This window comes from Paenibacillus sp. MDMC362 (assembly GCF_003269305.1).
In the GTDB taxonomy this organism is placed as follows: Bacteria; Bacillota; Bacilli; order Paenibacillales; family Paenibacillaceae; genus Paenibacillus_AQ.
Genome location: NZ_QLYT01000008.1, coordinates 391,358 through 418,219, shown reverse-complemented (window position 1 = coordinate 418,219; position 26,862 = coordinate 391,358). Strand labels below are relative to the sequence as shown.

Here is a 26,862-nt window from a genome sequence, read left to right as displayed (position 1 = left end):
ATGTCTTTCAGTAAGCCGAGTTCATTATGCGTCTTCTACTTTTTCGGCAAGGAACAGTTCGTAAATCCGTACCACGATAATTTTGATGATCATGTAAGCCGGAATGGCGAGCAGGATGCCCAGCAGCCCGAAGAAATCGCCGCCTACAAGGATGAGGACTATCGTGGTCAACGGGTGAATATCAAGCTGCTTCCCGTAGATGACCGGTGTCAGAATATTATCTTGGATCTGCTGAGCGATGACAATAACGACAACGGACCATATCGCAATGGAAGGAGATTCGATAAATCCGATAATGACGGCGGGAATGGTCGCCAGCAGCGCTCCGATATACGGGATGAAATTCAAGAAGAAGGAAATCACTGTCAAGAGCAAGGAATAGGGCAGCCCGATGATCAGAAATCCGATATAAATCATAATGCTAAGGATAAGATTCAGGATCACTTTGCCGATAATAAAATTGCTGAGTGCCGTATCGATCTCACCCAGCACCTCCTGGCCATCGCGGCGATATCGTCTTGGCAGAACACTGAGCAGCCTGGGCGGAAGCTTGCCGCCTTCCTTCAGCATGTAGTACAGAATGATCGGAATCGTAGCAATAATAACGACAACGCTCGATACAACGGTAATCAGGTTGTTGATGGAGTTGCTGATCCAGGTAATGATCCGATTCATATACTCCGTCAGTGAGGTGGACAGCTCGGATTCCGTTGGTATATAGCGTGACCAGAATCGATTCTGCTGCAGCTGGTCAATCTGTTCCTGCACGCCCTCTACCAGAAATGGGGTATTGCTGATAAAGTTTTCGATCTGTTCGCGCAGAGTCGGCCACACCACAATGCCGAAGATGGCGCAGAGACCGGCAAATACGAAATACAGCATCAGGACGCCAATGGATCGTTTGATTTTGCGACGCTCCAGGTAGTCCACGATCGGCCTGAGCAAATAATAGAAGAAGCCGGCCATCGCGACGGGAACGATCAGCATATTGAACATGGAGACGATTGGCCGGAACAAAAAGCTGATTTCGGAACCGAGATAAATGATCAAGAGCAGTGCGATTATGCCAAAGCATGTCCTGAAATATTTGCTCTGCATCATGGGCAATCCCTCCATACAACGATTAGTAAATACATAGGTACTATGTAACATTTGTATTTAACCAATTGGAGGGATTTGAAATCACCAGTTTATGTTATCAGTTTCGTATGGTGACCCGGGTATGGATGGGCACGAGGGAAGCCAGCTCCGTCACATCCTCGTTGTACATCCGAATACATCCAAGGGAAACGGGGCGGCCGATGGATGAAGGGTCGTTCGTGCCATGGATGCCGTAATGGGGTTTGGACAACCCTAACCAATAGGCTCCGAACGGTCCCCCGGGATTCGGCTGCTTGTTGATGATGGTGTAATTGCCTGGCGGCGTCTGCGTAGCCATTTTGCCGATGGCAACCGGGAACGTACGTACCACGATGTTGCCATCCAGCAGGTGCAGCTGATAATCGGATAAATCGACAATAATGCGGTATTGGGGCATTGTAAACCCTCTCCTTCCTGATTCATGCTATGAACCAGGGGGAATGCAGGACCCTAAATTAACCTAAAATAGGCAAATTACACCTTCATAACTTGGTAGAAATTTCATCCAATGATGACGGTCGGCCGATGTTATATTTAATATGCTACGCAGTAACAACGTTTGCATCAGGAAGGGGAAACCGATGTCTCCTGCTAGGTTTTATCACAAATATATCAAAAATAATATGTTTACCAAGATGCTGCTGTTAATCTCCCTGATTGCGGTGGTTACCATTGTCACCTTATCTTTTCTTATGTATTATTTCTTGTTTCAATCAGCCGTTCGCAGTGAATTGGACATTCAGCGAAGCGCGGTTGAGCGGGTGGAACGGCACGTGAATCAAAAATATGAGAATGCGCAGTCTTATGTGAATGAACTGTATCGCAACACCTCTCTAGGCATTGACACTTCCTATTTCCTCATGAACTCGTTTAATGAGTACATGGCCAAGCGAATGAACCGGATTGCGGGCGGCGGGCAGTCCAATTCAGACAGCGTGGTCGCTTACTTTAAGCAGAGGCTGGACGATGATCCGGATATCGAGAATATTATGCTGTACAGTGCCGAAAAGCAGTATGTGTATGTTTACAAGCAGGGCAGCATGACGAGGCTCTATCAGGCGAATGCCACGCACTCTTACATCCCCGACGTGATGGCGCTTGAAAGCCAGAGTGTCACATTGCCGAATCTATGGGTGCGTAAGCTGGCCGGAGACGTGACCCTACCGTTATTTTCGATTCGGAGCCCGATTAATGATATGGCCACCTACAAGAATCTGGGGCAGCTGGTTATTTTATATCGAACGGAAGCACTGGATGTCGTCCTGAACAGTGGCAAAGATCATTTGAAGGGATCCGTAATGGTTTTATCCGGCGATGGCCGCGTGATGTTTGATTCCTCTGGCAAATATTACGGCGAGAAATATCCTTATGCCGACCGGCTGCTGAATTCCAAAGAAACCGTGAACCTCGACGAAGAATCGTATATTACAACGGCAGCGCACAATCAGGCAGGTTATACGGTGGTTGGCATTACGCCTAAACGTGAGATTGCTGAATCTTTCCATGGCGTGCAGAGCACCATCATGATTGCTGCCCTGCTGTGCATCGTGATTGCTGTGTCCATTCCTTCGCTGATGATCGTGAATTACTCCAAGCGGACAGATAACATTATCCGTTTTATGCGTAAGGTTGAGAAGGGAGAGTTCGTGGCGCGGATGCAGGATACCAAGGATGATCAGCTGGGGCAAATTGCGGGCAGCTTTAATGAAATGCTGGACGAGCTTTCCCGGTATATCGACAAGGTGTACAAGGCGGAAATTAACCAGAAGAACGCGGAGCTGTCTGCATTGCAAGCCAGAATTAATCCGCATTTCCTTTATAATACGCTCGAAGTGATTCGAATGAGAGCTCTCTCGCAAGGGGCGCAGGATGTTGGCGATATGATCTACAGCTTATCGATGCTGTTCAAGAATATCGTTCAGCACAAGTCCCACTATACGCTGAAGGATGAGCTGGAGGCGTGCAGGCTCTATCTGGAACTGTTTCGCATTCGCTATAAGGACAAGTATATTTACAAAATGAACTGTGAGGAACAAATCAAGCATGTGCCGATGATGAAAATGTCACTGCAGCCACTGATTGAGAATTACATCGTTCATGGGCTGCGCAGCGACCAGGATGATAACTGGCTGACGATAAACGCGGCACAGCAGGATGGTGATGTCATTATCGAGATCAAGGATAACGGGAAAGGGATCGAGCCGGAGCAGCTTGAGGAGATCAAATCCCGGCTGGAGATGGCCGAGTCGAGTGAAGAATCGTTTGGTTTGCGGAGTGTGAATGAGCGGTTAAAGCTGACGTTTGGAAGTTCGTACGGAATGGACATCCAGAGTGAGCCGGGTAACGGTACGACGGTGACAGTCAAATTTCCGGTGGCAGAAGGGAAGCTGAATAACGATGTATAAAGTGTTTATCGTGGACGATGAGCCGTTCATTATAGAGGGATTATATGACGTCGTGGATTGGTCGAAGTATGGCATCGAGGTGGTCGGTCATGCGGAGAATGGGCGCAAGGCGCTGGAGAAGATGGCGGTCATTCCGGTTGATATTCTCATTACGGATATATCGATGCCTGTCATGACGGGACTTGAATTGATTGAGGGCGCGCGTAAATTAAACCGTAATCTGAAGGTGATCATCCTGAGCGGTTTCGACGATTTTGCTTATTTGAAGGAAGGCATGCGTCTGGGGATCGAGAACTATTTGCTCAAGCCGATCAATCTGAAAGAGCTGGAAGAAACGATTGCCAGCACAACGGATAAAATGAACAAATCCAGAAGGGAAATGAGACTGGACGAGTACGACATTAACATTTTGCGGAGCAATATCCTGTATCGCTGGATCACGGACCGGATTGAGCCGGAGGAGCTGGAGGAGCGGGCGACCCTTCTGGGGCTGAATCTGAATTTGCCTTACGTCATGGCGTCTATCCTGAGAGCGGATTTCACGCCGCTGGAGAGCTGTCTGTATCAATTAATGGACCAGGAGCCGGGTGTGCTGTATTTCCGGGATAACGACGGCGATCACGTGGTGATTTTTATGATGAAAGATCCGGACACGGAAAAAGCGAGAGCCATCCGGCTCCTGCAGCAGGTGCGCGAGTATTGCTATGAAGAAGAGTTGTCCATCTCGCTTGGCAGCGTGGAAAGCCTTGGCGGTAATTATAAGGACAGTTATCTTCACGCCAAGGAGGCACAGGAATACTATCTCGTTCTGGAGCAGCCCTCCTATGTGGATTATGTGGATGTTCAAGCCAAGAAGGGAGAAGCGGCGGAATCCTATTCCGTACAGTGGCCCGAATATGCCAAAGGCATCGCCGGAAGGGACAAACAGGTGCTGTTTGACTTGATTGACAGTGATTTTGATCGGCTTCGCCATTCGCAGGGGATGATCCCAACGACTCTCAAGAGCATCGCGGTCGAGATGGTCATTCGACTGAAGCTGGAGCTGAACGATATCCAATACACGGCTGCCCCTGATTTTGTGAAAAATACAATGACCGATATTATGGATTCCGTATCGATCGACGATCTGATTACGGCCGTGAAGGAAGGGGTTGGCGGACTGGTCGATTCGCTCAACAATGACGTGAAGAGCCCTGTCATCCAGCAGATTCTGCATCATATCCAGCATCATTATAACGAGGATTTGTCACTGAAGGCGTTAGGCGCCCAATATCATATTCATCCCGTCTACCTGGGGCATCTGTTCCATAAAGAGACAGGTGAGAACTTTACGGAGTATATTAACCGATACCGGATTGAACGAGCCAAGGAACTGCTCCGAAACACTTCGACGAAAGTGCAGGATATCGCAAAAAATGTAGGTTATTGGGAAACCGGTTATTTCTATAAACAGTTCAAAAAATTCGTCGGCGTATCGCCGAGGGATTTTCGAGGAATGCTCTGATTAATTTAATCAGAGTTTTTTTCTTTATTTTCACCATAATACCTTTAATTTTTCGCCTATGTGAAACTGCTTTCATGGGATAACCTTATAAGTGTAGAGACACAAAGGATTCAAAAGGGAGGATAAACATGAGTAAATCGAAAAAGAAATGGCTCCTGCCGCTAACGCTGCTATTGTCTGCATCCATGCTGTTGTCGGCATGCGGAGGCAACAAAGAAGAGAGTGCAGGAAACGGTGGGGGAACTGCCGAGAAACCGGTTGAGCTGATCTGGTACACCATCGGAACACCTCAAAAGGATGTTGACAAGGTAGAGGAAGAAATCAATAAATACACTGCTGAGAAGATTGGTGTAACCGTTGACATGAAAATGATCGACTTCGGTGATTACAACCAGAAGATGCAAGTCATGGCAGCATCCGGCGAACCGATGGATATCCTGTTCACCAGCTCCTGGGCGTTTGACTATGTGCAAAATGCACGTAAAGGCGCATTCATGGAATTGGACGAGCTGATCGAAAGCCATGGAAAAGGCATTAAAGACGCCATTGACCCTGCGTTCCTGGAAGGTTCCAAGGTTGATGGTCACAACTATGCAATTCCGGCAAACAAAGAGCTTCCTGCTCAAGAAGCATGGCGCTTTAACAAAACGCTGCTTGATAAATACAACCTCGATATTTCGAACGTGAGATCGATGGAAAGCTTGGAGCCACTGCTGAAAACGATTAAGGAAAAAGAACCGAATGTCGTTCCTTTGGCTATCAGCAAAGACTTCGGACCATTGCTTCCGTTTGACTACATCATCGAAAAAATGCCAATGGCCGTTTACCTGGATGACAAGGAAGAGTTGAAAGTTGTGAACTTCCTCGAAATGCCGGAAACGATGGACATGCTTAAATTGATGAACAAGTACTACAAAGCGGGATACATTTCCCCGGAAGCAGCGACAACAACTTCGACGCAGGATTTGATGACATCCGGCAACTGGTTCGCGGATCGTGCGGCAACGCAGCCGTTCGCAGACAATCTGTGGAGCCAAAGCTACGGCTATCCGGTTGTATCCACTCCGGCTGGCGACGCAACGATCTTCAACTGGTCGGTAATGGGTTCGATGCAAGCAATTTCCGCTAACTCGAAATACCCTGAGAAAGCTATGGAGTTCTTGAATCTCCTGAACACTGACGTATATCTTCGCAACCTGGTTGACTCCGGTATCGAAGGCGTGCACTACAAAAAGCTTAGCGAGAACGTAATGGAAAACTTGCCAGAATCGAAAAACTACGACATGCCTACCTTCGCGCTTGGTAATGTCATGCTGACCTACTTGAACCCTGAGGATCCTGAGAACAAATGGGAAGAGTTCAAGAAGTTTAACGAGTCTGGCCAGCCTGCTCCGCTTCTCGGTTTCAACTTCGATCCAACCAAAGTATCCACAGAGCTCGCAGCAGTCAATAACGTAAAAGAAGAGTTCTGGGCGCCGCTGATGACAGGTACCGTGAATCCTGAGGAATTCCTGCCAAAAGCGAATGAAAAGCTGAAAGCTGCTGGTCTGGACAAGATCATCGCTGAAGCACAAAGCCAAATTGATGCTTGGAAAGCAAGCAAGTAATAACAATGCATGAAGCGGCCTGCCTGTCCTAAGGGACAGCAGTACCGCTGCGGCATGAACAAGGACGGGGCGGCGGATGTTCACCCGCCCTTCTTTTGTTCATTTCATGCACATCACGAGGAGGGGTAAGCGTGAGAGCGATCGGACAGTTTTTCAAAAATATTATGACGAATAAGGCCATGCTGTTCATGGTTTTGCCGGGGACCTTATGGTTTCTTTTATTCTCATATTTGCCCATGTTCGGGACCATTATTGCATTTAAGGAATACCGCTTTAGCCGTGACGGGTTCTGGGCAAGTATCGTTAATAGTGAATGGGTAGGATTCCAGAACTTTAAGTTCCTGTTCAGTACCAACGATGCTTACATCATTACGCGCAACACCGTTCTATATAATTTCGTGTTCATTATTCTAGGTCTCATTCTATCCGTAGCACTGGCTATCGTTTTGTCTGAAATCGTGAACAAGAAATTGGCGAAAGTCTATCAAACCGGTATGTTCCTGCCGTATTTCCTGTCCTGGGTTATCGTAGGTTACTTCGCATTCAGTTTCCTGAGCATGGATAAAGGGATGCTGAATCAGATTCTGGGCTGGTTCGGCATGGAGCCGGTTCAATGGTATTCCGAGGCCAAGTATTGGCCGATATTCCTGACGTTAATCAGTTTGTGGAAATCCGTTGGTTATAACAGCGTCGTTTATCTGGCGGCGATTATGGGGATCGACAAATCCTTGTATGAAGCAGCCATGATTGACGGAGCAAACAAGTGGCAGCAGATTAAAGCCATTACGCTTCCGATGCTGAAACCGCTGATGACCATTTTGACTCTTCTTGCGATCGGTAAAATCTTCTACGCTGACTTTGGTCTCTTCTATCAAGTGCCAAGGGATTCGGGAACCTTGTATTCCGTAACGAACGTCATTGATACCTATGTATACCGTGGTTTGAAGACAACGGGCGAGATCGGAATGAGTACCGCTGCGGGTCTGTACCAGTCGGTAGTCGGATTTATTCTGGTTATGGTATCGAACTATATCGTTCGTAAATATGACAAGGATAATGCATTGTTCTAATCGATCAATCTACCAAGAAGGGGGTATGTGATGTGTTCAAATCTAAAAGCAAGATGAAAGATTTCCATCAGCTTTCATCCGGGTGGAATGTCGTATTCAACCTGATTGCCGGTATTTTCTCGTTCTTATGTGTATTTCCGTTCCTGTTCGTCATGATCATTTCATTTACAGATGAAGGATCACTGGCCCGCAACGGTTACCAAATTTGGCCGGAGAAGTGGAGTCTTGAAGCTTACAAATATGTATTCCAGACAGGCGATACGCTTCTTCGGTCCTATGGCGTTACGATCTTTGTAACGGTAGTGGGGACGTTGATCAGCTTGTTCATTATCTCCTTGTATGCCTATGCAATCTCTCGCAAGGGTTTCAGATATCGGAACTTCTTCGCGTTCTTTGCATTTTTCACGATGCTGTTTAACGGGGGACTTGTACCGACTTATATCGTTGCAACGCAATTGCTCGGGCTGAAAGATTCCATCTGGGCTTTGATCCTGCCATTGGCGCTCAACGCCTTTTATATCATGATTCTTCGTACGTTCTACAGCACCAGCGTTCCGGATGCTATCATTGAATCCGGCAAAATTGACGGTGCAAGCGAGTTTAAAATCTTCTACAAGCTGGTATTGCCGCTATCCCTGCCGGGTCTGGCAACCATCGGGTTGTTCAGCACCTTGGGTTACTGGAATGACTGGTTCAACGCATTGCTCTACATTGATGATCCGAACCTCGTTCCGCTGCAATCCATGCTCATGCGGATTGAGACCAGCATGCAGTTCATCCTGCAGAACTCTCAGAATTCATCCCTAAGCATGGCCGCTCTGCAGAGCATGCCGCAGGATACGTCGCGGATGGCGATGGTCGTTCTGGCAACCGGGCCGATTATTCTGGCTTATCCGTTCTTCCAGCGCTATTTCATTCAAGGTCTGACCATCGGCGCGGTTAAAGAATAAATTCTTCATGTACCGGAGGGTATGAGATGACTTATAAAGATTCCAGTAAACCCATTACGGAAAGAGTTGAACATCTTCTTGGCCTGATGAACCTGAAGGAAAAGGTTGGGCAGCTGATCCAGCCGTTCGGCTGGAAGACCTATGAAGTAAATGAAGGCCGGATTTCATTAACGGATTCATTTAAAGAGCAAGTGAAAAATGGCGGCGTCGGATCCCTTTACGGGACCCTTCGCGCCGATCCATGGACCGGTGTAACACTTGAGACCGGTCTTTCTCCGCGTGAAGGAGCAGAAGCCGTCAACTACATCCAGCGCTACGCCATTGAGGAATCGCGTCTGGGCATTCCGATTCTGATCGGGGAGGAATGCTCGCATGGGCATATGGCCATCGGCGGCACGGTCTTTCCGGTGCCGCTGTCCATCGGGAGCACATGGAACGTGGATTTATACCGGGATATGTGCCGTGCCGTGGCGCTCGAAACGCGCAGCCAAGGCGGTGCCGTCACGTATTCCCCGGTTCTCGACGTCGTGCGCGACCCAAGATGGGGTCGTACCGAGGAATGCTTTGGCGAAGATCCATACCTGATCAGCGAATATGCGGTTGCATCGGTGGAAGGCCTTCAAGGTGATTCATTGGACAGCCCGAGCAGTGTTGCGGCGACGTTGAAGCATTTTGTGGGTTATGGCAGCTCAGAAGGCGGGAGAAATGCGGGACCCGTGCATATGGGAACACGTGAATTGATGGAAGTGGATATGCTTCCGTTCAAGAAGGCGGTGGAGGCAGGAGCTGCATCCGTTATGCCGGCTTATAACGAGATAGACGGCGTGCCGTGCACCGTCAACACCGAGCTGCTTGACGGCATTCTCCGCAAGGAGTGGGGCTTTGACGGCATGGTCATCACCGACTGCGGTGCGATTGATATGCTGGCCAGCGGCCATGACACCGCTGAAGACGGAATGGATGCCGCTGTTCAGGCACTTCGTGCCGGCATCGATATGGAGATGTCAGGCGAGATGTTTGGCAAGCATCTCCTGAACGCGATCGAGTTAAACAAGCTTGAAGTTGCCGTATTGGATGAGGCCGTGCGCCGCGTATTGACCTTGAAATTCAAGCTCGGACTATTCGAGAATCCGTACGTGGATCCTCAGGTAGCCGAGGAGGTTATTGGCAGCCAGCATCATGTGGATCTTGCCAGACAGCTTGCTGCGGAAGGCATCGTTCTGCTCAAGAATGAAAGCAAGGCGCTGCCGTTATCCAAAGAAAGCGGCGTGATTGCCGTCATTGGACCTAACGCCGATCAGGGCTACAATCAGCTTGGCGATTATACGTCTCCTCAGCCGCCTGCAAGCGTGACCACCGTCCTTGATGGAATGCGCGCGAAACTGGGTGATGAGGCGAATCGTGTATTGTATGCACCGGGCTGTCGCATTAAGGATGACTCCAGGGAAGGTTTTGAATTCGCGTTAGCTTGCGCGGATCAGGCCGATACCGTGGTCATGGTGCTGGGCGGTTCCAGTGCCCGCGATTTCGGCGAAGGCACGATCGATTTGCGGACAGGGGCTTCGAAGGTCACGGACGATGCTTTAAGCGACATGGATTGCGGCGAAGGCATTGACCGGATGACGCTGCAGCTATCCGGCGTTCAATTGGAATTGGCCCAGGAGATCTATAAGCTAGGCAAGCGGATGATCGTTGTGTATATCAACGGCCGGCCGATCGCGGAGCCGTGGATCGACGAGCATGCCGATGCGATTCTGGAAGCATGGTATCCTGGGCAGGAAGGCGGACATGCGGTAGCGGACATTTTGTTCGGGGACGTGAATCCGTCCGGCAAGCTGACGATGTCGATACCGAAGCATGTCGGTCAGCTGCCGGTTTATTATAACGGCAAGCGGTCGCGCGGTAAGCGTTACCTCGAAGAGAATTCCCAGCCGCGTTATCCGTTTGGATACGGGCTTAGCTATACCGAATTCCGTTATTCGGATATTCAAGTTACACCAGAAGTGATCGGAACAGGCGAATCCGCCGTTGTCTCTGTGAATGTTACAAATAGTGGAGACCGGGAAGGGTCCGAGGTTGTACAATTGTATGTGAGCGATGCGGCCAGCAAATATACGAGACCGGCCCGTGAGCTGAAGGGCTTCCGCAAAATCTCTCTGCAGCCCGGAGAGCGGCGGAAGGTGGAATTCACGATCGGTCCGGAACAGCTTCAATATATCGGTCAAGATTACCGGCAGGTGGTTGAATCCGGGCTGTTCCGTGTTATGCTAGGCAGGCATGTGAACGATACGCTTAGTGCAGATCTGACCGTACAGGAGGATTAATCAATGGAACGTATTCGACGCTTTATACGCGAACTGTCGGAGCGGCAGTGGCTGGAGTCGACGGAGCTTAGAGAGTGGGACATAACCCGAACGACTTACATGGTTCCGGGCGTGTATGAGGATACGGCTCCTTATACAGAGGGGCATGACTTCAACAGGTTTCCGAGCACGCAGGGAACAACCTATTTCTTTCGGAGGAACCTTGAATTGCCCACCCACTGGGTGGACGGAGCGATCGGACTTGTGTTTCACTCCGGGGGCGAGGGATTGCTGCGCATAAACGGAGTATCTTATCAGGGCTTGGACCGCAATCATACTTTCGTCAAGCTTGATCCGAAACGCACCGGCATGAACATGGAGCTTGAGATCGAGTTGTACGATCCGATTCCGGAGCCGGTAGACCCGCTGAATCAGCAGGCTGTCATTCAGCCTCCGATTACTAGGGTGCAAAGCTTGCTAGTCAACGTGAACGTGTCCGTTCAGAGTCTGATGTACACCGCGACCGTGATCCGCGATTCGCTTATCCTGTTGCCGGATAGCGATATGCGGCGAATTCGCTTAATGGAGGCGCTGTATCGGGCGATGGACCGCTTTGTCAGCTTGGATGACGCAGCCATCCGGGATGGCGCTCACGTAACCGGGATTGAGGGTGATCTGAAACAGGCGGTAACTGCCATTGGCGGCCATGCCGAAGGCACCGAGCATATGGTAGGCCAATCGCATATCGACATCGCCTGGCTGTGGCCCGTCCGGGAAACCGTGCGAAAAACAAGCCGGACCTTCTCTACCATGGATGCTCTAATGAATGAATATCCCGAATTTAAATATGCGCAAAGCCAGCCTTTGCTGTACCAGTTCCTGAAGGATCACGATCCTGAGCTGTACGAGAGAGTGAAGGCCAGAATCAAGGAAGGACGCTGGGAGCTGGTCGGCGGGATGTGGGTCGAACCGGACCTGAACATTCCGAGCGGGGAGTCCCTCATGCGTCAAATGCTGTACGGGCAGCGCTTCTATCAAGAAGAGTTTGGTCTGACGTCTCATATAGAGTGGCTGCCGGATACGTTTGGTTATTGTGCATCGCTGCCTCAGATCCTGAAGCATGGCGGCATTCGTTATTTCATGACAACAAAACTTGGCTGGAACGATACGAATGTGTTCCCTTACGATCTGTTCCATTGGGTCGGGATCGATGGAACCCCGATGTTATCCTATCTCAATCATGGCGTGAACGAGAACACGCTGCCAAAAGATGTTCACGAGCATTGGCAGTCATATCGCCAAAGATCCGTTCATCCGGAGCAGATGCTGCTGTATGGACACGGTGACGGCGGAGGCGGCGTAACCCGCGAAATGTTGGAGTATATCGACCGTGCCGGGCTTATGGTGGGGCAACCGGCCAGCAAGTACAGTACGGCTGCCGAGTTTTTCGGCGGGATCGAGGAAACACAGCCGAAGCTGCCGAAATGGCGCGGGGATTTGTATCTTGAGCTTCATCGCGGCACTTATACAACGCATGCGCGGAACAAGCGTCATAACCGGAAGGCGGAAATTCTGTACCGCGAGGCGGAGCTCTGGAATTCGATGGCCTTTTCGTCGATGAACAACGAGAAGCGGCAGGCGATTATGAGCGAGCTGCATGACGGATGGAAGTTGATTTTGCTGAATCAATTTCATGACATTATCCCGGGCTCTGCCATTACGGAGTCTTACGTCACCTCCGAGAAGGAATACGCAGAGGTATTCGAAAAAGGAAATCATAGTCTCCGTCTTGGACTTCAGGTATTGGCGGATCAGGCCGATACAGAAGGGGAAGGCATTCCGTATGTCATCTTCAACGGACTTGGATGGAGCCGAGATGCGGTCATTTCGATTGAAGGAGCGCAGGACCTCGCGCCGTATGATTCGGATGGAGTGCTGCTGCATTACGATGCTCAAACCGAAGAGAACGGTAAAACCACTCACCGTTTGAATGTTCATGTTCAAGGCATCCCAGCATTGGGATACAAGACCATTTGGTTGAAGCCGTCAGCAGGAAACCAGGCGGTGGCGGAGAATTCTACTACAATGTTCGCAGATTCCTGGGAAACGGATCATTATAAGGTCAGCTTTAATGAGCGCGGCGAAATCACGAGCCTGTGGGATAAAGAGGCTCATCGGGAAGTGGTCAAGCCGGGCGAAGCCGCGAACCGCTTCCACTTCTTCCATGACCGTCCGACGCTGTGGGACGCATGGGATATCGACACCCGTTACGAGGAGCAATTAGCCGGAGAGGCGGAGCTGATCGAGAAGAAGCTGGTGCATGCGGGTGAGGTACAGGATGTGCTGCGTTTCCGCTGGCGCATCCATAACTCGGAGATCGTGCAGGACATGATTTTTTATCATCATGACCGGCGGATCGACTTCAAGACGATTGTCAGTTGGAATGAATCACATAAACTGCTGAAAGTCGGCTTCCCGATCGGAGTCGTTGCCGATAAGGCTACTTATGAGATTCCATTCGGAACCATCGAGAGACCGACCCATCGCAATACAAGCTGGGAGCAGGCGCAATATGAAGTCTGCGGCCACCGTTTCGCCGATGTGTCGGAGCATGGATACGGCGTCAGCCTCATCAACGACTGCAAGTACGGGTATGACATTCAGGATAGCACCATCCGGTTGTCCCTGCTGCGCGCGCCGAAGTGGCCCGATGTCACGGCAGACTTGGGTGAGCATGAGTTCACGTATTCCTTGTACCCGCATGAAGGAGACTGGAGAAGTGCCGGGATCGTCCGTAAAGCTGCCGAGCTCAATCATGAGCTTCCATACGTAAGAACAAGCTCGAACAAGGGGCTTCGGGCTTCTGTTCATTCGTTTATTCCGTTTGAGAGCGATCATGTGATCCTGGATACCGTTAAACCAGCAGAAGACGGTTCAGGGTATATCCTTCGGATGTATGAATCGGCGGGGGGCCGAGACGAAGCAGTACTGAGCTGGCCTTATCCTTATGAAAGCGTCCATGTATCCAACGCCTTGGAAGAAGAACTCGAACTACTGGATCCTGCGGAAGGAAGGTTAACCCTTCAATTCTTGCCGTATGAGATCAAAACCATCAAATTGACTACACATCATACTTAATCAAAGGAGCCAGAACAACCATGGAACAATTCAGACTCCCCAAAATACCAATGCCGGAGCTTGAGCTGCCGCAATCGATTCAGGCGGTTCTGCAAGAGGCTGAAGAAAAGCTTGCGCACCGTCCAAAGCTGCTTCAGCTGTTCAAAAACACGTTCCCGAACACACTGGAGACAACAACCAAACTGATGGAGGATGGCACGACATTTGTAATTACCGGTGATATTCCGGCCATGTGGCTGCGTGATTCGGTAGAACAGGTGATCCATTACATTCCGTTTGCGAAGAATGATCCGCAGCTGCAGCGGATTTTAAGCGGATTGATCAAACGCCATTTTCAATATATTCATATCGATCCTTATGCCAACGCCTTTAATGAATCGGCGAATGACTGGCATTGGAACACAACCGACGAAACCGAGATGTCCCCATGGGTATGGGAGCGCAAGTTTGAGATTGATTCGCTATGCTTCTCCGTTCGCTTGGGCTACCTGTATTGGAAGGAAACCGGACTTACGGATGTGTTCGACGCCAACTTCAAGTCGGCTATGATCAAGATCATCGAGCTGTTCAAAACCGAGCAGCATCATTTCGAGAAATCGCCTTACCGTTTCACGCGGGATAACGGCATTCCAACGGATTCCTTGCGCAATCACGGGCTCGGCATGCCGGTGAATTATACGGGCATGATCTGGTCCGGCTTCCGTTCAAGCGATGACGCTTGCGACTTCCACTACAATATTCCGGGCAACATGTTCGCCGTTGTCGCCCTGCGTCAAATGCAGGAATTCGCGGAATGGGTATTCCGGGATATGAAGCTGCTCGATGAGCTGAAACGACTCGAAGCTGATGTGGATCACGGGATTCAGTTGTACGGCATCTACCGCCATCCGGAGTTTGGACCGATCTACGCCTATGAAACAGACGGTTACGGGAATTACTGCTTGATGGATGATGCGGGAACCCCTGGACTCATGTCCATCCCTTATCTGGGATATTGCTCAGCAGATGATCCGATCTATCAAAACACCAGACGTTTTGCGCTCAGTAAAGAGAACCCTTTCTACTACGAGGGCGCCGTTGCCAAAGGAATCGGCAGTCCGCATACACCGCCAGATTACATCTGGCATATGGCCTTGTCCATGCAGGGAATTACGGCACAGACGGCCGAAGAGAAGCTGGAGATGATTGCGCTGCTGGAAGCGACCGATGCCGATACCGGCTTTATGCATGAAGGCTTCCATGCCGACGATCCAAAAGTCTTTACTAGATCTTGGTTTGCTTGGTCCAACAGCCTCTTCTCGCAATTGGTGTATCAGGCGATGAAAGCAGGGATTCTATGAGCGGGCGTCTGATTGTATTCTACGATCCGTCCTTTCCGGCAGCAGAAGCTGCCGGTTTGCCGGCTAGCGCGGCGGCCCTGCATGCATTCGACGTCGTGTGCCGTGCTGAGGATTTGGCTGAAGCGCTGGAATCTGCAGGTGGACAGGGCTCAAGCATTGTCAATTTGCATGCGCCTTACTTCCCGAAAAGCGCCTGGAGAGCGATCCTGGACTTTCTGAGAAATGGCGGCGGTCTCGTCAGCGTAGGCGGTGCCCCCTTCAAACGCCCTGTCCGGATGGAGGATGGAGATTGGGTGGTAGAGCATGAACAAACGGCATACCACCAGCAGCTCCATATTCATGAAGTGCTGCCAGTGGACAGCGGGCGCGTCGACCATTTGACTGCAAGTGACGTTATTCCGGTTATGGAAAGCTGCCGTGAGCGGTTATCCGTCCGCGATACGTGGAACCTGGTTCCGCATGTCACCAAAAGCAGTGACCTGCCGCATCAGATGGGATCGGCCGGGCCGATGGATACACGGATATATCCGCTCCTTAAGGGGACCACGGCGAAGGGAAGAGAAGTCGCGGCTCCTGCGGTTCTGTGGGAAAACGTCGGCGGACCTTTCTTGGGCGGACGCTGGATGTTTGTGAATCAGCCTCTCACAGCCTCTTTCTGGGAACAGGATGGAGGAGATGAGGTACGGCGCTGGGCGGCATTCTGCGCAAAGGGCATCACCGAGCTGTGGATCAAGCCGAATTATGCGGCCTACGAGTCCGGCGAACGCGCGATTCTGACCCTGCAGGCACAACGTCTTGGCCGGGGCTTACCCGTACAAGAGCCGCAGAGCTGGACATTCCGCATCTCCGTCAAGCACGACCAAGATGAATCCTTATCATGGCATCATTCCGAGACGGTGGATGTGACTGGACAATTTCATGTGCAGCGTATTCCGGTTATGCTGAATATCAAGCCGGGATCCTATCGGGTCGTATGTGAAGCTGAAGGACCGGATGGAGAAATCCGCCGGCTGAGACAAGGGTTCTGGGGAACAGATTCCGAGCTTTTGCAGGCGGGAACGCCTGTAACCTGCAATCGGGATTACTTCATCAAGGATGGCCGCCCGCTGCCTGTTGTCGGGATGACTTACATGACCTCCGATGTAGCGCGTAAGTTTCTGTTCCTTCCGAACACGGATGTATGGGACCGCGATATGGCACAGATGCGTAATGCGGGCATCAACTGGATTCGTACCGGGATCTGGACCGCATACCGCAATATTATGCAGGTGGACGGTCATGCATCTGAAGAGGTTTTGCGTTCGATTGACGCCTTCCTGTTAACGGCGAAGAAGCATGATTTGCAGGTGACATTCACGTTCTTCTCCTTCACACCGGAGACTTGGGAAGGTCAAAATCCTTACCTCGATCCGCGAAGTGTGGAGGCGCAGAAGCGTTTCATACGTTCCATCATTAGCAGACATAAAAATACGAAGAATGTGGACTGGGATCTGATTAACGAGCCTTCCATGTTCGATCCGCCGCAGATTTTCTCGGACGGACCGCGTTCCGCGAGGGATCCATTCGAGAAACAAGCTTATATCGACTGGCTGAAGAAGCGCCATGGTTCGATTGAGCGTCTGCAGGAACGCTGGAATATGACAGCCGATCAGCTGCCTGGTTTTGACTCCGTGGTTCCGCCGGAGCCACAAGTCATCAATTTTGACGTTCAAGATATGCATCAAGGGAAAAAAGGCACACAATGGCTTGATTACGTACTGTTCTCCATGGACATGCATAACCGCTGGGCCAAGGAATTATATAACGATATTAAAGAAGTATGCCCAGATCATATGGTAACCGTTGGACAGGACGAGGCGCTTGGCGCACAGCGTCCATCTCCGTTCTTCTATGCCGAAGCCGTAGACTATACGACGGTCCACTCCTGGTGGTTCAACGACTATTTGATCTGGGACGGCATCTTTGCCAAAACGCCGGATAAACCGAACCTGATTCAGGAAACGGGCATCATGTACGTGGAGACACCGGATGGCCGGGCGAAGCGAACCGAAGCCGAGCTGCGGAATCTGCTGGAGCGCAAGTATGCTTACGCCTTCTCCACGGGAGGCGCCGGAGCCATTCATTGGATCTGGAACACGAATTTCTACATGGACAATGCCAATGAATCGCATATCGGAGCTGTCCGCGCTGACGGCACGGAGAAACCGGAAGCGGATGTGTCGTATGATTTCGGTGCTTTCATGGAAGGCATCCGGGATATGTTTAAAGGCCGGAAGCTGGAAGAGACTGCCGTTATCTTCCCTTATTCGAACGATTTCTCGAACCGTAAGCTCGCTTTTGAAGCAACGACCAAGGCGACGCGCGCGCTTGCTTACGAGCTGAACGTGCCATTCCGCGCTGTCGGGGAGTATGATTTAAGCTCGCTGCGCAACCATCCGGTGAAGTTCATCATTCTGCCGAGCGCGCACAATGTAGATGATCAGGCGTTTGCCGAGTTGATGGATATCGTGAAGGAAACAGGAGCTACGCTGCTTCTGACAGGTCCTATCGGTCTGGATGCATATTGGCATCAGGTCGATCGAATGACAAAGGAGCTGGGCGAGCGGAAGCTGGCGAATGTGCGCCGGGAAGAGAGCTTGCGCATTGGGGATCGTACATGGTCTGCATCGTATGGCCATCGGAAGATTGCCGAGCTGAGCAAAGAAATTCCGGCAGGCAGCGGGGCGAAACCGGCCGATGTGGCCGGCGACTCTATTGTAGACGTGAAGCTTGGAGCAGGGCGTCTTCTCTGGAGCCCGCTTCCCGTAGAATTGAATGATCGAATCGACACCATTTCGGCTTTATATCGGTATGCATTGGAGCTGTCCGCTGCCGACACTGGACTGATCTGGAATCAAGGCGGAGAACATTCCGGCGTATACGGACGCAAGGTAACGTTTGAAGAAGGAGCTCTCTTCGTATTCGGCTCGGAGCAATCGTGGGACACGAACGTTGAGGTAAAGGATCCTTCCACAGGCCTCAATTATTCATTCGTGCTGGAAGCGGATCGTTCGGTCTTGTTTGCAGTAGATGCGAGCGGTGACCTGTTATCGGTGTACCGTCCGGATGAGGTCGAAATCACGGTATCGAAGGGCTAACATAAGGGGGACTAAGCAACGATGGATCAATCCAGAAAAGCACATATAATTTCGCATACTCACTGGGACCGCGAGTGGTATTTACCGTATGAAAAGCACCATGTGCGGTTGATCGAGCTCATGGACAGCTTGCTTGAGACGATGGAGAAGGACTCGGAGTACCGCAGCTTTTTCCTTGATGGCCAGACGATTATTATCGAGGACTATTTGCAGGTGAGACCCGAGAAGAAAGAGCAGCTTGAGAAGCTGATCGCGGATGGTCGCATTATGATCGGTCCATGGTACATTCTGCAGGATGCCTACCTGACAAGCAGTGAAGCTAACGTGAGAAATATGCAGATCGGACACCAGGATGCCGAGCGATACGGTACAGTTTCCAAAATCGGATATTTCCCCGATACATTTGGACTTACAGGCCAAATACCGCAGTTGATGCTGCAGTCCGGCATCGATAATGCCTTCTTCGGCAGGGGCGTGAAGCCAACGGGCTTTAACAATACCGTCTCCGACAGCGGTTATGAGTCTTCATTCTCAGAGCTGATGTGGGAAGGTCCGGACGGCTCCAAGGTGCTGGGCATCCTGTTTGCCAACTGGTACAGTAACGGTAACGAGGTTCCCGTTGATGAAGCGGAAGCGAAGGCATTCTGGGACCGCAAGCTGGCGGATGCCGAGAAGTTTGCTTCCACGCCTGAGCTGCTTTACATGAACGGGTGTGACCATCAGCCGATACAGACTGATCTTCCGGAAGGCATCCGTACAGCGAAGAAGCTGTATCCGGATACGGAGTTTATTCATTCCAATTTTGACGATTACCTGAAAGCCGTTCGGGAGAAGCTGCCACGGGATCTTTCCTCCGTCAAAGGAGAGCTGCGCAGTCAGCGTACCGATGGATGGGGAACGCTCGTGAATACCGCTTCGGCACGCGTGTACCTGAAGCAGATGAACCAGCGCGGCCAGACCTTACTCGAAAAAGTGGCCGAACCGCTTGCTTCCTACGCCAGCCTGCTGGGCAAGGAGTATCCGCATCATCTGTTCACCTACGCATGGAAGACGCTGATGCAGAACCATCCGCATGACAGCATTTGCGGCTGCAGCGTGGACGAAGTTCACCGTGAAATGGTTACCCGCTTTGAGAAAAGCGCACATGTGGCTGAAAATATCGTGGACGACAGTGTTCGCGTCATTGCAGATGCCGTTGACACGAGCGCCTTCGAGCAGTGGGGATCCGATCCGCTGCCGCTTGTTGTATTCAATACGACGGGTTGGAGCCGCAGCGGTACGGTCAGCATCGAGCTGGACGCGAAACGGCTCTATTTCCGGGAAGGTTACTCTTTGGAGGAAACCAGCCGCCGGATGAAGGAAATCGACTTGTCCGGCCGCGTGCTGGTTAACGCTCAAGGACAAGCTGTACCTTGTACCGTTGAGGATCTGGGTCTTCAGTTCGGATACGATCTGCCGGACGACCGTTTCCGCCAGCCGTATATGTGCCGTCGTGTGAGACTCACCTTCGAGGCAAGCGCAATTCCTGCAATGGGATTGACTGCTTATGCTTGGGTGAAGAGTGAAGTGAAGCCTGCCGAGGTTGAATCCTTAATCAGCAATGCCAATGTAATGGAGAATGAGCTGATCAAGGTTGAGATCCAAGGGGACGGTTCCTTCGCCTTGACGGATAAAAAGAACGGACAAGTCTACCGCGATCTGGCCGTTTATGAAAATACCGGAGATATCGGTAACGAATATATGTACAAACAGCCGGATGGCGAAGCGGCATTGACCACGAAAGGCCAAACCGCCCAAATTTCGGTTCTGGAAGATACGCCTTACCGCGCATCCATTGAAATCGTTCATAACTGGTCCATTCCGGCTATGGCCGACAGCAAGCTGGATGAAGAGCAGCATGAACTTGTATATTATCCAAACCGCAAAGCGCAAAGATCGAGCGAGATGGTGCCCATGCGCATTCGTACCGTGGTCAGTCTGAACCGCAGCGGCAAAGGCGTGGAGATTGAAGCGACGATGGATAATCAGGCGAAGGATCATCGGGTGCGTGCATTGTTCCCAACGGATCTGCAGGCATCGTCCCATAACGTGGATTCCATGTTTGAAGTGGCAACCCGGGATAACGAACCTGCTGCCGAATGGGAGAACCCAAGCTATACGGCTCACCAACAGGCTTTCGTTGACGTTACGACGGCCACCGCAGGGTTGACGGTAGCTAACCAGGGATTGAATGAATATGAAGTCCTGCGTGACGGCCGGAATACCATCGCCGTTACATTGCTTCGTTCCGTAGGCGAGCTCGGTGATTGGGGGTACTTCCCAACACCTGAGGCTCAGTGCATCGGCGTTCATACCGTACGTATGGAGGTCATTCCGCATCAGGGAGACGGCATGAAATCAGCATACGCTGAGGCTTACCAGTTCCAAATCCCATGGACGGTTGCACAGACTGGAGTCCATGCTGGTTCCGTCGCATCGACTTCCGCACCGCTTGAATGGAGCCATGAAGAACTGGCGTTCTCTTCCCTGAAAGTGAATCCGAAGACCGGGGATCTGATGCTGCGCTGGTTCAATATGGCGGGCACGGATACAGAGCTGAAGCTGAAATCTTCTCTACCTTCCCAGGGCGTTTATAAGAGCTCTATTCTGGAAGTAGAGGGAGCGGTTCAAAGCTTTGATGATCAAGCAAGCTTCACGCTGCCGGTTAAGCCTCACGAAATCGTAACACTCGGCGTTAAAGTTTCGGTCAAGTAAGCATTTATTAGATACCGCTGGGAATATGACATCCCGGTCCGGCAAAGCCCGATCCCGAGTTACAGGGATCGGGCCTTGCTGTCTTGCATAATGAAATGAAAAAGCTGCTCTCCCTAGGCCTCAATGGACGGTTGGAGGGCAGCTCTTTATTTTACTCGGCTTGATTATTGATTCTTCTCTTGGGTTTGGTCTTTCTCGTAAGCAATCAGGGTGATATCTTTGCCAGTTAGCTCGGCAATTTTGGTCTCAGCGTCTTCAATCGCTTTCAAGGTACCTTCATTCCCGTTGAGTGAGGCAATTTTATATTCCTCCGAATGGATGTCCATGGTTAACTCCCCCTTTAGATGGTTGATTCAAATATAATGTATAAGTTATCCTATACAAGATGGTTACATACCTTTATTCAAAGAATTGGAAGGAGAGTCTTGAAATGAAATACTTTATGATGATTGTCACTGCAATGGTCGTTTCGATGACTTTGAATTCCACAGCAGCCGTGGAGAAGAGTGAGGCTCATGTAACTACTGGCTCTTCGGAACAAATACAATCTGAGGAAAAAGCAGCAAATAGTAAGCCTGTGCAATGGAGCGAGGGATTTGTTGTATGGAATGGTGGAAGCTCTTACAAAGTATTGAAGCATGCCGTGCTTCCTTCTTTTAAAGCCGGAACCAAGCTGGGAGAAGTGAGCCGCGAAATCGATCATGCGGACGTTGCGGATCATCGTGCTCCAGAGGGAGTACGGTTGGAAGATGGGGATAGCAGTTTACCTATTGGAACGGCCATCCATCAGTTGGCTGGGGCCCCTGCTGACAAGGTGATCTTGGTTGAAATGGATGGGCAATATTATAAAGCTGTCAGACAATATGAATGATGATGGATTCCGTATATGAGTGGGTGTGAATCATGATTCAATTTGAAAGACTGCACCATGTCAGCTTGGCCGTACGAAATTTGGAGACAGCGAAGGTGTTTTACTCGGAGGTGCTGAGGTTTCACGAGCTGCCGCGACCGCCGTTTGCCTCCAAGGGTGTCTGGTATGCTTCGGAGACCAGCAGCTTCATCTGCTGGAGCATCCCGTCAGTGATACGCTGCGGGAGCGCGGAATCGATACGACGGACGGGCATTTCTCCATCTGGGTGAAAAGCTACCGCGAGACGAAGGAATGGCTGGACCGAATGAACGTCGAGTATGTGGATAATCCCGACAGCGTTGCCGGCTTTGCCCAGATTTTCGTGCTGGATCCAGACCGCAATATTATTGAATTCGGAGCGGAGTATGGATCGTAAACGCCAAATTTTAAAAAAGCCAGACACATGAATGTGTTTGGCTTTTTTGCGCTTTTATTTTTGGATGAGGACGGGGGTATTCATTTTCACTTTGTCGTAGAGCCAGCGCACGTCTTTATTATGCATCCGGATACAACCTGCCGACACGTACTTTCCGATTGAGTTGGCGTTGTTGTTTCCGTGAATGGCGTACGCGTAGCTGACTCTGCCGTTTACTTTCACATTAATGCCGAGCCAGCGGTCCCCTAGCGGATTGCGCGGGTCTCCTCCCTTGATGCCTTCCTTGTAGTAAGGTCTGTTTTTCACTTTTTCGTGGATTTTGAACAGGCCTTCTGGGGTATAGGAGGGCTTCTTGCCTGTAGCGACGGGAAACGATTTAATGACCTTGCCTTTTTCATAATACGTCAGATTGTTGGTGGATTTATCAATCACGATAAACTGCACGTACTTGCTGTACTTACTGTCCAGCTTCTGTCCGGAAGCGCCATGGGATACGACGGGGAAAAAGAAAACCAGCAGTAAGGTGAAGATCAGTATGCGGCTGATGCCCTTAATGATGTCCGATCACCTCTTTTCGTTCTCCCCCATATATATGCAGCTATTCGCGAATGTTGACGGAAATGTGCATAAGCGGAAAAATAGAACAAGTTGTTTTCAAAGAGGAATATTAAGGAGAGGAGGGGATTTCTTCAAGAGGCTTATATCCGATATGGAATCAGTTGATGGACTGGGTTCAGAAACAGCAGGGCGATTTATCGCTAATTCAGCATTCGCTTGTATTGGCCAGGGCGGAATTTTTCCTGTCTTCCTCTTATGTTCATGCCAGAAAGGATTATCCTTATATAACCGAACGATATCAACTGACTGTTGAGGCCGTGGGACGGGTCATTCGGAAAGGTCAGGAGCAAGGGGAGTTTCGGCCCCGATTGGAACCGGAATCCATCGCGCGGTATATGATCTCGTTTCTGAATGGACTCATGCTGGATACCTTCCAGCTCGGACCGACGGCGACCTGCGTGCCAGAGCAGCTGGAAACGTTCATCCAATCTCTTAGCGCAATGTTAGATCCGATATCAATAGAAACATAATTATGGAAAGGGTGCTTTTTGATGCTATTTAATTCTGCTAGATTAACCTGTCGAAAAATGACGATGAATGACGCGGAGCTTTATCATACCTGGCGTAATGATCTTGAAGTGATGCAATCCACCAGTCCTTGCCTGGATTCTTACCAACTGGAGGAAACAAAGGACTTCGTCCAGCATGTGATCCTGGGATCTTCCTCCTCGAAGAGCTATCTGATCCTGTTGAAGGATACCGGCAGACCGATCGGCATCATGTCATTGATTCATATCGATCCCAAGAACCGGAATGCGGAGTGCATCATCGACATTGGCGAAAAGACTTCTTGGGGCAAAGGGTACGGCTTTGAAGCGATGACGCTTTTGCTCGATTATGCTTTTTTGGAACTGAATCTGCACAGGGTAAGCTTGCGAGTATTTTCCTTCAACCATAAAGCGATCAAGCTGTATGAACAAATCGGATTTGTCCACGAAGGCAGCTCTAGGCAGAGCTTGTACCGGAATGGCGTTTGGCATGACATTGTGCATATGGGGATATTGCAGAGCGAGTATGCGTCAAAAGGTTGATTTTCCCCTACTTCCATAATAAGGTAGGTATGTGAAGTCAATGAGGGAATGGAGAATCATATCATGTCCGAAAATGAAGTGTTATGGATTCAAGACCTGCGCATGAAATATGATAATCGTTATGTGCTGAACGGTACGACTTGGAGGTACGCCGCGGCGAGATGATTGGATATATCGGTCCGAACGGAGCGGGGAAGAGCACGACGGTCAAGATCATGCTCGGGCTGGTTGAGGGGTACACGGGGACAGTCCGCATATTCGGTCAGGATATTTCCGATGGGAATATCGATTATAAACGGAGAATCGGATATGTCCCCGAGGTGGCCGAATTGTACGATCAGTTAACGGCTGCCGAGTATTTGACTTTTATAGGCGAGTTGTACGGACTTACATATGATGCAGCGGATTATAAAGCGAAGCAATTGATGGAATGTTTTAACATGGAAAAGGCCTATCACTCCCGGATCGCTACGTTTTCAAAAGGAATGCGGCAAAAGGTGCTGCTGATCTCGAGCCTGCTGCATGACCCTGATCTATTGTTTCTGGATGAGCCCTTAAGCGGGCTGGATGCGAACAGCGTGATGGTGGTAAAGGAAGTATTGGCCCAACTCTCGGCCCAGGGCAAGACGATTTTTTATTCCTCACATATTATGGACGTCGTTGAGAAAATCAGCAGCCGGATCATCCTGCTTGCTGACAGCCGGGTAGTGGCGGACGGAACGTTCAAAGAATTACAACAGCATACTCATGAGGGTTCCCTGGAAGAAGTGTTTAATCAGCTGACGGGGTTCCATGACCATGCCCGTATTGCGGAACGGTTCGTATCGATCGTTCGGGAGGGAAGTTGATATGGGGGGATCGGAATCATCGTTTCGTATGCTGAAGATACTGGATCGATTTCAGGGAATTATTTCGAGAATGGGTGTCGACTATGCAACCCTGCGCAGGATCCTCCATGTCAAATTGCTGATGGATTCGAGGCGTGCACCTGTCATATTATCTTCAAGGAACAGGAGGAAAGAAGAAGAGCAGGACAAGAACCTGTTTGTCAGCTCCCTCTGGCTGTACGGCTTAATCGGCCTTGTCCTGACGCCGTTTGTGTTCTGGAGCAATCCGGAATATTTAATGCCGATGAGCATCCTGTCTGGGATCCTAATGTTCTTGATCATGAGCTCCATGATTTCAGATTTCTCTTCCGTGCTGCTTGATGTGCGCGACCGCAGCATTTTGATGACGAAGCCGATCGACGGTCGTACGGTCGGGTTGGCGAGATCGATTCATGCAGGAATTTACTTGCTGATGCTGACCGGGGCGCTCTCAACAGGATCACTGGTCGTGGGATTGTTTAAGCATGGCGTGCTGTTCTTTCTGATAAATATCCTGGAGTTAATTCTGATGAATATGCTCATTCTGGTGAGCACCTCCTTGGTTTATCTGTTGCTGCTTAAGTATTGGGATGGAGAGAAACTGAAGGATCTGATCAATTATGTACAGATTGGACTTTCCGCCGCGCTGGCCATCGGCTATCAGTTTGTGATCCGTTCCTTTGATCTGATTGATTTCAATTTGGTATTTACGCCGGCCTGGTGGCAGATTCTGCTTCCGCCGGTGTGGTTTGCGGCTCCGTATGAGTGGATGTTTGGCGAGGGAAGCGGTTGGCTGACCGTTCTCTCGTTGCTGGCTGTATTGGTACCGATTGTGCTTATGATCGTTTATGTCCGTTATATTCCTTCTTTTGAGCGGCATCTGGAGAAGCTGGCTCAGAGCGAAGCGGGAAAAGGGCGGGAGCGCGGGCGATTGGACAGATTCCTGTCCAAATTGGTTTGCCGGTCGCGCACGGAGCAGGCTTGTTTCCGATTATCTGCCAGCATGCTGAAGAATGAGAGAGAATTTAAGCTTAAAGTGTATCCAACACTCGGATTGTCCGTGTTACTGCCTTATTTATTTTTTGTCTCCACAATCCGCAACTCCTCATTGGCCGAAATCAGCCAGGGATCGTCGTACTATGTACTGCACACGATGCTCATTATGATTGTTACGGTCGTTATGATGCTGAGATTCTCCGGCAAGCCCAAAGCCTTCTGGTTGTTTGGCGCAGCCCCGATGCCAGGCATGAATCCATTATACCAAGGGGCGTTAAAGGCTTTTGCGGTCAAAATGTTCCTGCCGCTTTTCACTGTGAATGCGGTCATATTCCTGATTCTGTTCGGAAGCCGGATTATTCCGGATGTTCTCATCGTATTCCTTACCGGCTTGGTGCTGATTCCTTTATCAGCCAAGGCAATTCTGCGCACTCCGCCGTTCTCACAGGCGTTTAATATGGCGCAGCAGAAAGACGGCTGGTGGGTGCTGCTATTCTTTATTGTAGTTGGCGGATTATGGGGTTTGCATTTCGCAAGCAGCACGATTCCCTATGGCAGGTTAGCATATATCCTCACGCTGCTCGTTGCGAATGGTTTGGCATGGACCAAGCTGTATAAGTGAATCGGGGTATAACAGGAGGAGCAGGGGAAGATGAAGCGAATTACGCTAAGAGGATAAAATATGAACCAGCTGCCGTGTAAAGAACCATAGCGGGT

The 26,862-nt window shown here is 50.3% G+C and carries 18 protein-coding genes and 2 pseudogenes; 16 read left to right on the top strand and 4 right to left on the bottom strand.

The window, feature by feature from the left end:
• Positions 1–24 precede the first annotated feature (24 nt).
• Both DP091_RS04185 and DP091_RS04180 read right to left on the bottom strand, forming a co-directional pair.
• Positions 25–1,101 (bottom strand): AI-2E family transporter, encoded by a 1,077-nt coding sequence (locus tag DP091_RS04185; RefSeq protein WP_113057174.1) that lies wholly within the window; start codon positions 1,099–1,101, stop codon positions 25–27.
• 97 nt (positions 1,102–1,198) lie between these two features.
• Positions 1,199–1,537 carry a L,D-transpeptidase gene (locus DP091_RS04180; protein ID WP_113057173.1) on the bottom strand — a complete coding sequence of 113 codons (339 nt, stop codon included), beginning with the start codon at positions 1,535–1,537 and terminating at the stop codon, positions 1,199–1,201.
• Positions 1,538–1,721: 184 nt separating this feature from the next.
• Between DP091_RS04180 and DP091_RS04175 the strand changes: the two genes are divergently transcribed.
• The 10 genes from DP091_RS04175 to DP091_RS04130 all read left to right on the top strand — a co-directional run bounded on the left by DP091_RS04175 (position 1,722) and on the right by DP091_RS04130 (position 21,348).
• Positions 1,722–3,545, top strand: a complete 1,824-nt coding sequence (locus DP091_RS04175; protein WP_113057172.1) for a cache domain-containing sensor histidine kinase — start codon at positions 1,722–1,724, stop codon at positions 3,543–3,545.
• Positions 3,538–5,049: a response regulator transcription factor gene (locus DP091_RS04170; RefSeq protein ID WP_113057171.1), complete on the top strand. Its 1,512-nt coding sequence runs from the start codon at positions 3,538–3,540 to the stop codon at positions 5,047–5,049. The genes DP091_RS04175 and DP091_RS04170 overlap by 8 nt, the downstream gene beginning before the upstream one ends.
• A 128-nt stretch (positions 5,050–5,177) precedes the next feature.
• Positions 5,178–6,656 (top strand): ABC transporter substrate-binding protein, encoded by a 1,479-nt coding sequence (locus DP091_RS04165; RefSeq protein WP_113057170.1) that lies wholly within the window; start codon positions 5,178–5,180, stop codon positions 6,654–6,656.
• 140 nt (positions 6,657–6,796) lie between these two features.
• Positions 6,797–7,726 carry an ABC transporter permease gene (locus DP091_RS04160; protein WP_175320733.1) on the top strand — a complete coding sequence of 310 codons (930 nt, stop codon included), beginning with the start codon at positions 6,797–6,799 and terminating at the stop codon, positions 7,724–7,726.
• A gap of 53 nt (positions 7,727–7,779) precedes the next feature.
• Positions 7,780–8,676: a carbohydrate ABC transporter permease gene (locus DP091_RS04155; protein ID WP_071223071.1), complete on the top strand. Its 897-nt coding sequence runs from the start codon at positions 7,780–7,782 to the stop codon at positions 8,674–8,676.
• A gap of 26 nt (positions 8,677–8,702) precedes the next feature.
• Positions 8,703–11,000, top strand: coding sequence for a glycoside hydrolase family 3 N-terminal domain-containing protein (locus DP091_RS04150; RefSeq protein ID WP_113057169.1), 2,298 nt, complete (start codon positions 8,703–8,705; stop codon positions 10,998–11,000).
• Between the two features lie 3 nt (positions 11,001–11,003).
• Positions 11,004–14,117 (top strand): alpha-mannosidase, encoded by a 3,114-nt coding sequence (locus DP091_RS04145; RefSeq protein WP_113057168.1) that lies wholly within the window; start codon positions 11,004–11,006, stop codon positions 14,115–14,117.
• 20 nt (positions 14,118–14,137) lie between these two features.
• Positions 14,138–15,457 (top strand): glycoside hydrolase family 125 protein, encoded by a 1,320-nt coding sequence (locus tag DP091_RS04140; protein WP_113057167.1) that lies wholly within the window; start codon positions 14,138–14,140, stop codon positions 15,455–15,457.
• Positions 15,454–18,594 carry a beta-galactosidase gene (locus DP091_RS04135; protein ID WP_113057166.1) on the top strand — a complete coding sequence of 1,047 codons (3,141 nt, stop codon included), beginning with the start codon at positions 15,454–15,456 and terminating at the stop codon, positions 18,592–18,594. Before DP091_RS04140 ends, DP091_RS04135 begins: the two co-directional genes overlap by 4 nt.
• 21 nt (positions 18,595–18,615) lie before the next feature.
• On the top strand, positions 18,616–21,348 hold the full coding sequence (locus DP091_RS04130) for an alpha-mannosidase (RefSeq protein WP_113057165.1): 2,733 nt from the start codon (positions 18,616–18,618) through the stop codon (positions 21,346–21,348).
• A gap of 164 nt (positions 21,349–21,512) precedes the next feature.
• Here DP091_RS04130 and DP091_RS31215 read toward each other — a convergent pair whose 3' ends face one another.
• Positions 21,513–21,674, bottom strand: a complete 162-nt coding sequence (locus DP091_RS31215) for a hypothetical protein (protein ID WP_181469721.1) — start codon at positions 21,672–21,674, stop codon at positions 21,513–21,515.
• A gap of 104 nt (positions 21,675–21,778) precedes the next feature.
• Between DP091_RS31215 and DP091_RS04125 the strand changes: the two genes are divergently transcribed.
• Positions 21,779–22,219 carry a hypothetical protein gene (locus DP091_RS04125; protein WP_113057164.1) on the top strand — a complete coding sequence of 147 codons (441 nt, stop codon included), beginning with the start codon at positions 21,779–21,781 and terminating at the stop codon, positions 22,217–22,219.
• 32 nt (positions 22,220–22,251) lie between these two features.
• Positions 22,252–22,634 (top strand): annotated as a pseudogene (locus tag DP091_RS04120) (VOC family protein).
• Between the two features lie 54 nt (positions 22,635–22,688).
• Here DP091_RS04120 and DP091_RS04115 read toward each other — a convergent pair.
• Positions 22,689–23,066, bottom strand: a complete 378-nt coding sequence (locus DP091_RS04115; RefSeq protein ID WP_258394399.1) for a L,D-transpeptidase — start codon at positions 23,064–23,066, stop codon at positions 22,689–22,691.
• A gap of 290 nt (positions 23,067–23,356) precedes the next feature.
• On the opposite strand from DP091_RS04115, the gene DP091_RS04110 reads away from it, so the two are divergent.
• From DP091_RS04110 to DP091_RS04095, 4 genes and pseudogenes are all read left to right on the top strand, one after another.
• A complete protein-coding gene (locus DP091_RS04110) occupies positions 23,357–23,722 on the top strand; it encodes a hypothetical protein (RefSeq protein ID WP_181469720.1) in 366 nt (121 codons plus the stop codon).
• 21 nt (positions 23,723–23,743) lie between these two features.
• Positions 23,744–24,283, top strand: a complete 540-nt coding sequence (locus DP091_RS04105; protein WP_113057162.1) for a GNAT family N-acetyltransferase — start codon at positions 23,744–23,746, stop codon at positions 24,281–24,283.
• 63 nt (positions 24,284–24,346) lie between these two features.
• A pseudogene (locus DP091_RS04100) lies at positions 24,347–25,131 on the top strand (ABC transporter ATP-binding protein).
• A 1-nt stretch (position 25,132) separates the two neighbouring features.
• The gene (locus tag DP091_RS04095) at positions 25,133–26,767 is read left to right on the top strand and encodes a hypothetical protein (RefSeq protein ID WP_113057161.1); all 1,635 of its coding nucleotides are present in this window, start codon (positions 25,133–25,135) and stop codon (positions 26,765–26,767) included.
• Positions 26,768–26,862 lie beyond the last annotated feature (95 nt).

Excerpts from the sequence above, each read along its gene's own strand:
- DP091_RS04185 (WP_113057174.1), bottom strand. The coding sequence starts at position 1,101 with ATGATGCAGAGCAAATATTTCAGGACATGCTTTGGCATAATCGCACTG.
- DP091_RS04180 (WP_113057173.1), bottom strand. The coding sequence starts at position 1,537 with ATGCCCCAATACCGCATTATTGTCGATTTATCCGATTATCAGCTGCAC.
- DP091_RS04175 (WP_113057172.1), top strand. The coding sequence starts at position 1,722 with ATGTCTCCTGCTAGGTTTTATCACAAATATATCAAAAATAATATGTTT.
- DP091_RS04170 (WP_113057171.1), top strand. The coding sequence starts at position 3,538 with ATGTATAAAGTGTTTATCGTGGACGATGAGCCGTTCATTATAGAGGGA.
- DP091_RS04165 (WP_113057170.1), top strand. The coding sequence starts at position 5,178 with ATGAGTAAATCGAAAAAGAAATGGCTCCTGCCGCTAACGCTGCTATTG.
- DP091_RS04155 (WP_071223071.1), top strand. The coding sequence starts at position 7,780 with ATGAAAGATTTCCATCAGCTTTCATCCGGGTGGAATGTCGTATTCAAC.
- DP091_RS04150 (WP_113057169.1), top strand. The coding sequence starts at position 8,703 with ATGACTTATAAAGATTCCAGTAAACCCATTACGGAAAGAGTTGAACAT.
- DP091_RS04145 (WP_113057168.1), top strand. The coding sequence starts at position 11,004 with ATGGAACGTATTCGACGCTTTATACGCGAACTGTCGGAGCGGCAGTGG.
- DP091_RS04140 (WP_113057167.1), top strand. The coding sequence starts at position 14,138 with ATGGAACAATTCAGACTCCCCAAAATACCAATGCCGGAGCTTGAGCTG.
- DP091_RS04135 (WP_113057166.1), top strand. The coding sequence starts at position 15,454 with ATGAGCGGGCGTCTGATTGTATTCTACGATCCGTCCTTTCCGGCAGCA.
- DP091_RS04130 (WP_113057165.1), top strand. The coding sequence starts at position 18,616 with ATGGATCAATCCAGAAAAGCACATATAATTTCGCATACTCACTGGGAC.
- DP091_RS31215 (WP_181469721.1), bottom strand. The coding sequence starts at position 21,674 with ATGGACATCCATTCGGAGGAATATAAAATTGCCTCACTCAACGGGAAT.
- DP091_RS04125 (WP_113057164.1), top strand. The coding sequence starts at position 21,779 with ATGAAATACTTTATGATGATTGTCACTGCAATGGTCGTTTCGATGACT.
- DP091_RS04110 (WP_181469720.1), top strand. The coding sequence starts at position 23,357 with ATGGACTGGGTTCAGAAACAGCAGGGCGATTTATCGCTAATTCAGCAT.
- DP091_RS04105 (WP_113057162.1), top strand. The coding sequence starts at position 23,744 with ATGCTATTTAATTCTGCTAGATTAACCTGTCGAAAAATGACGATGAAT.
- DP091_RS04095 (WP_113057161.1), top strand. The coding sequence starts at position 25,133 with ATGGGGGGATCGGAATCATCGTTTCGTATGCTGAAGATACTGGATCGA.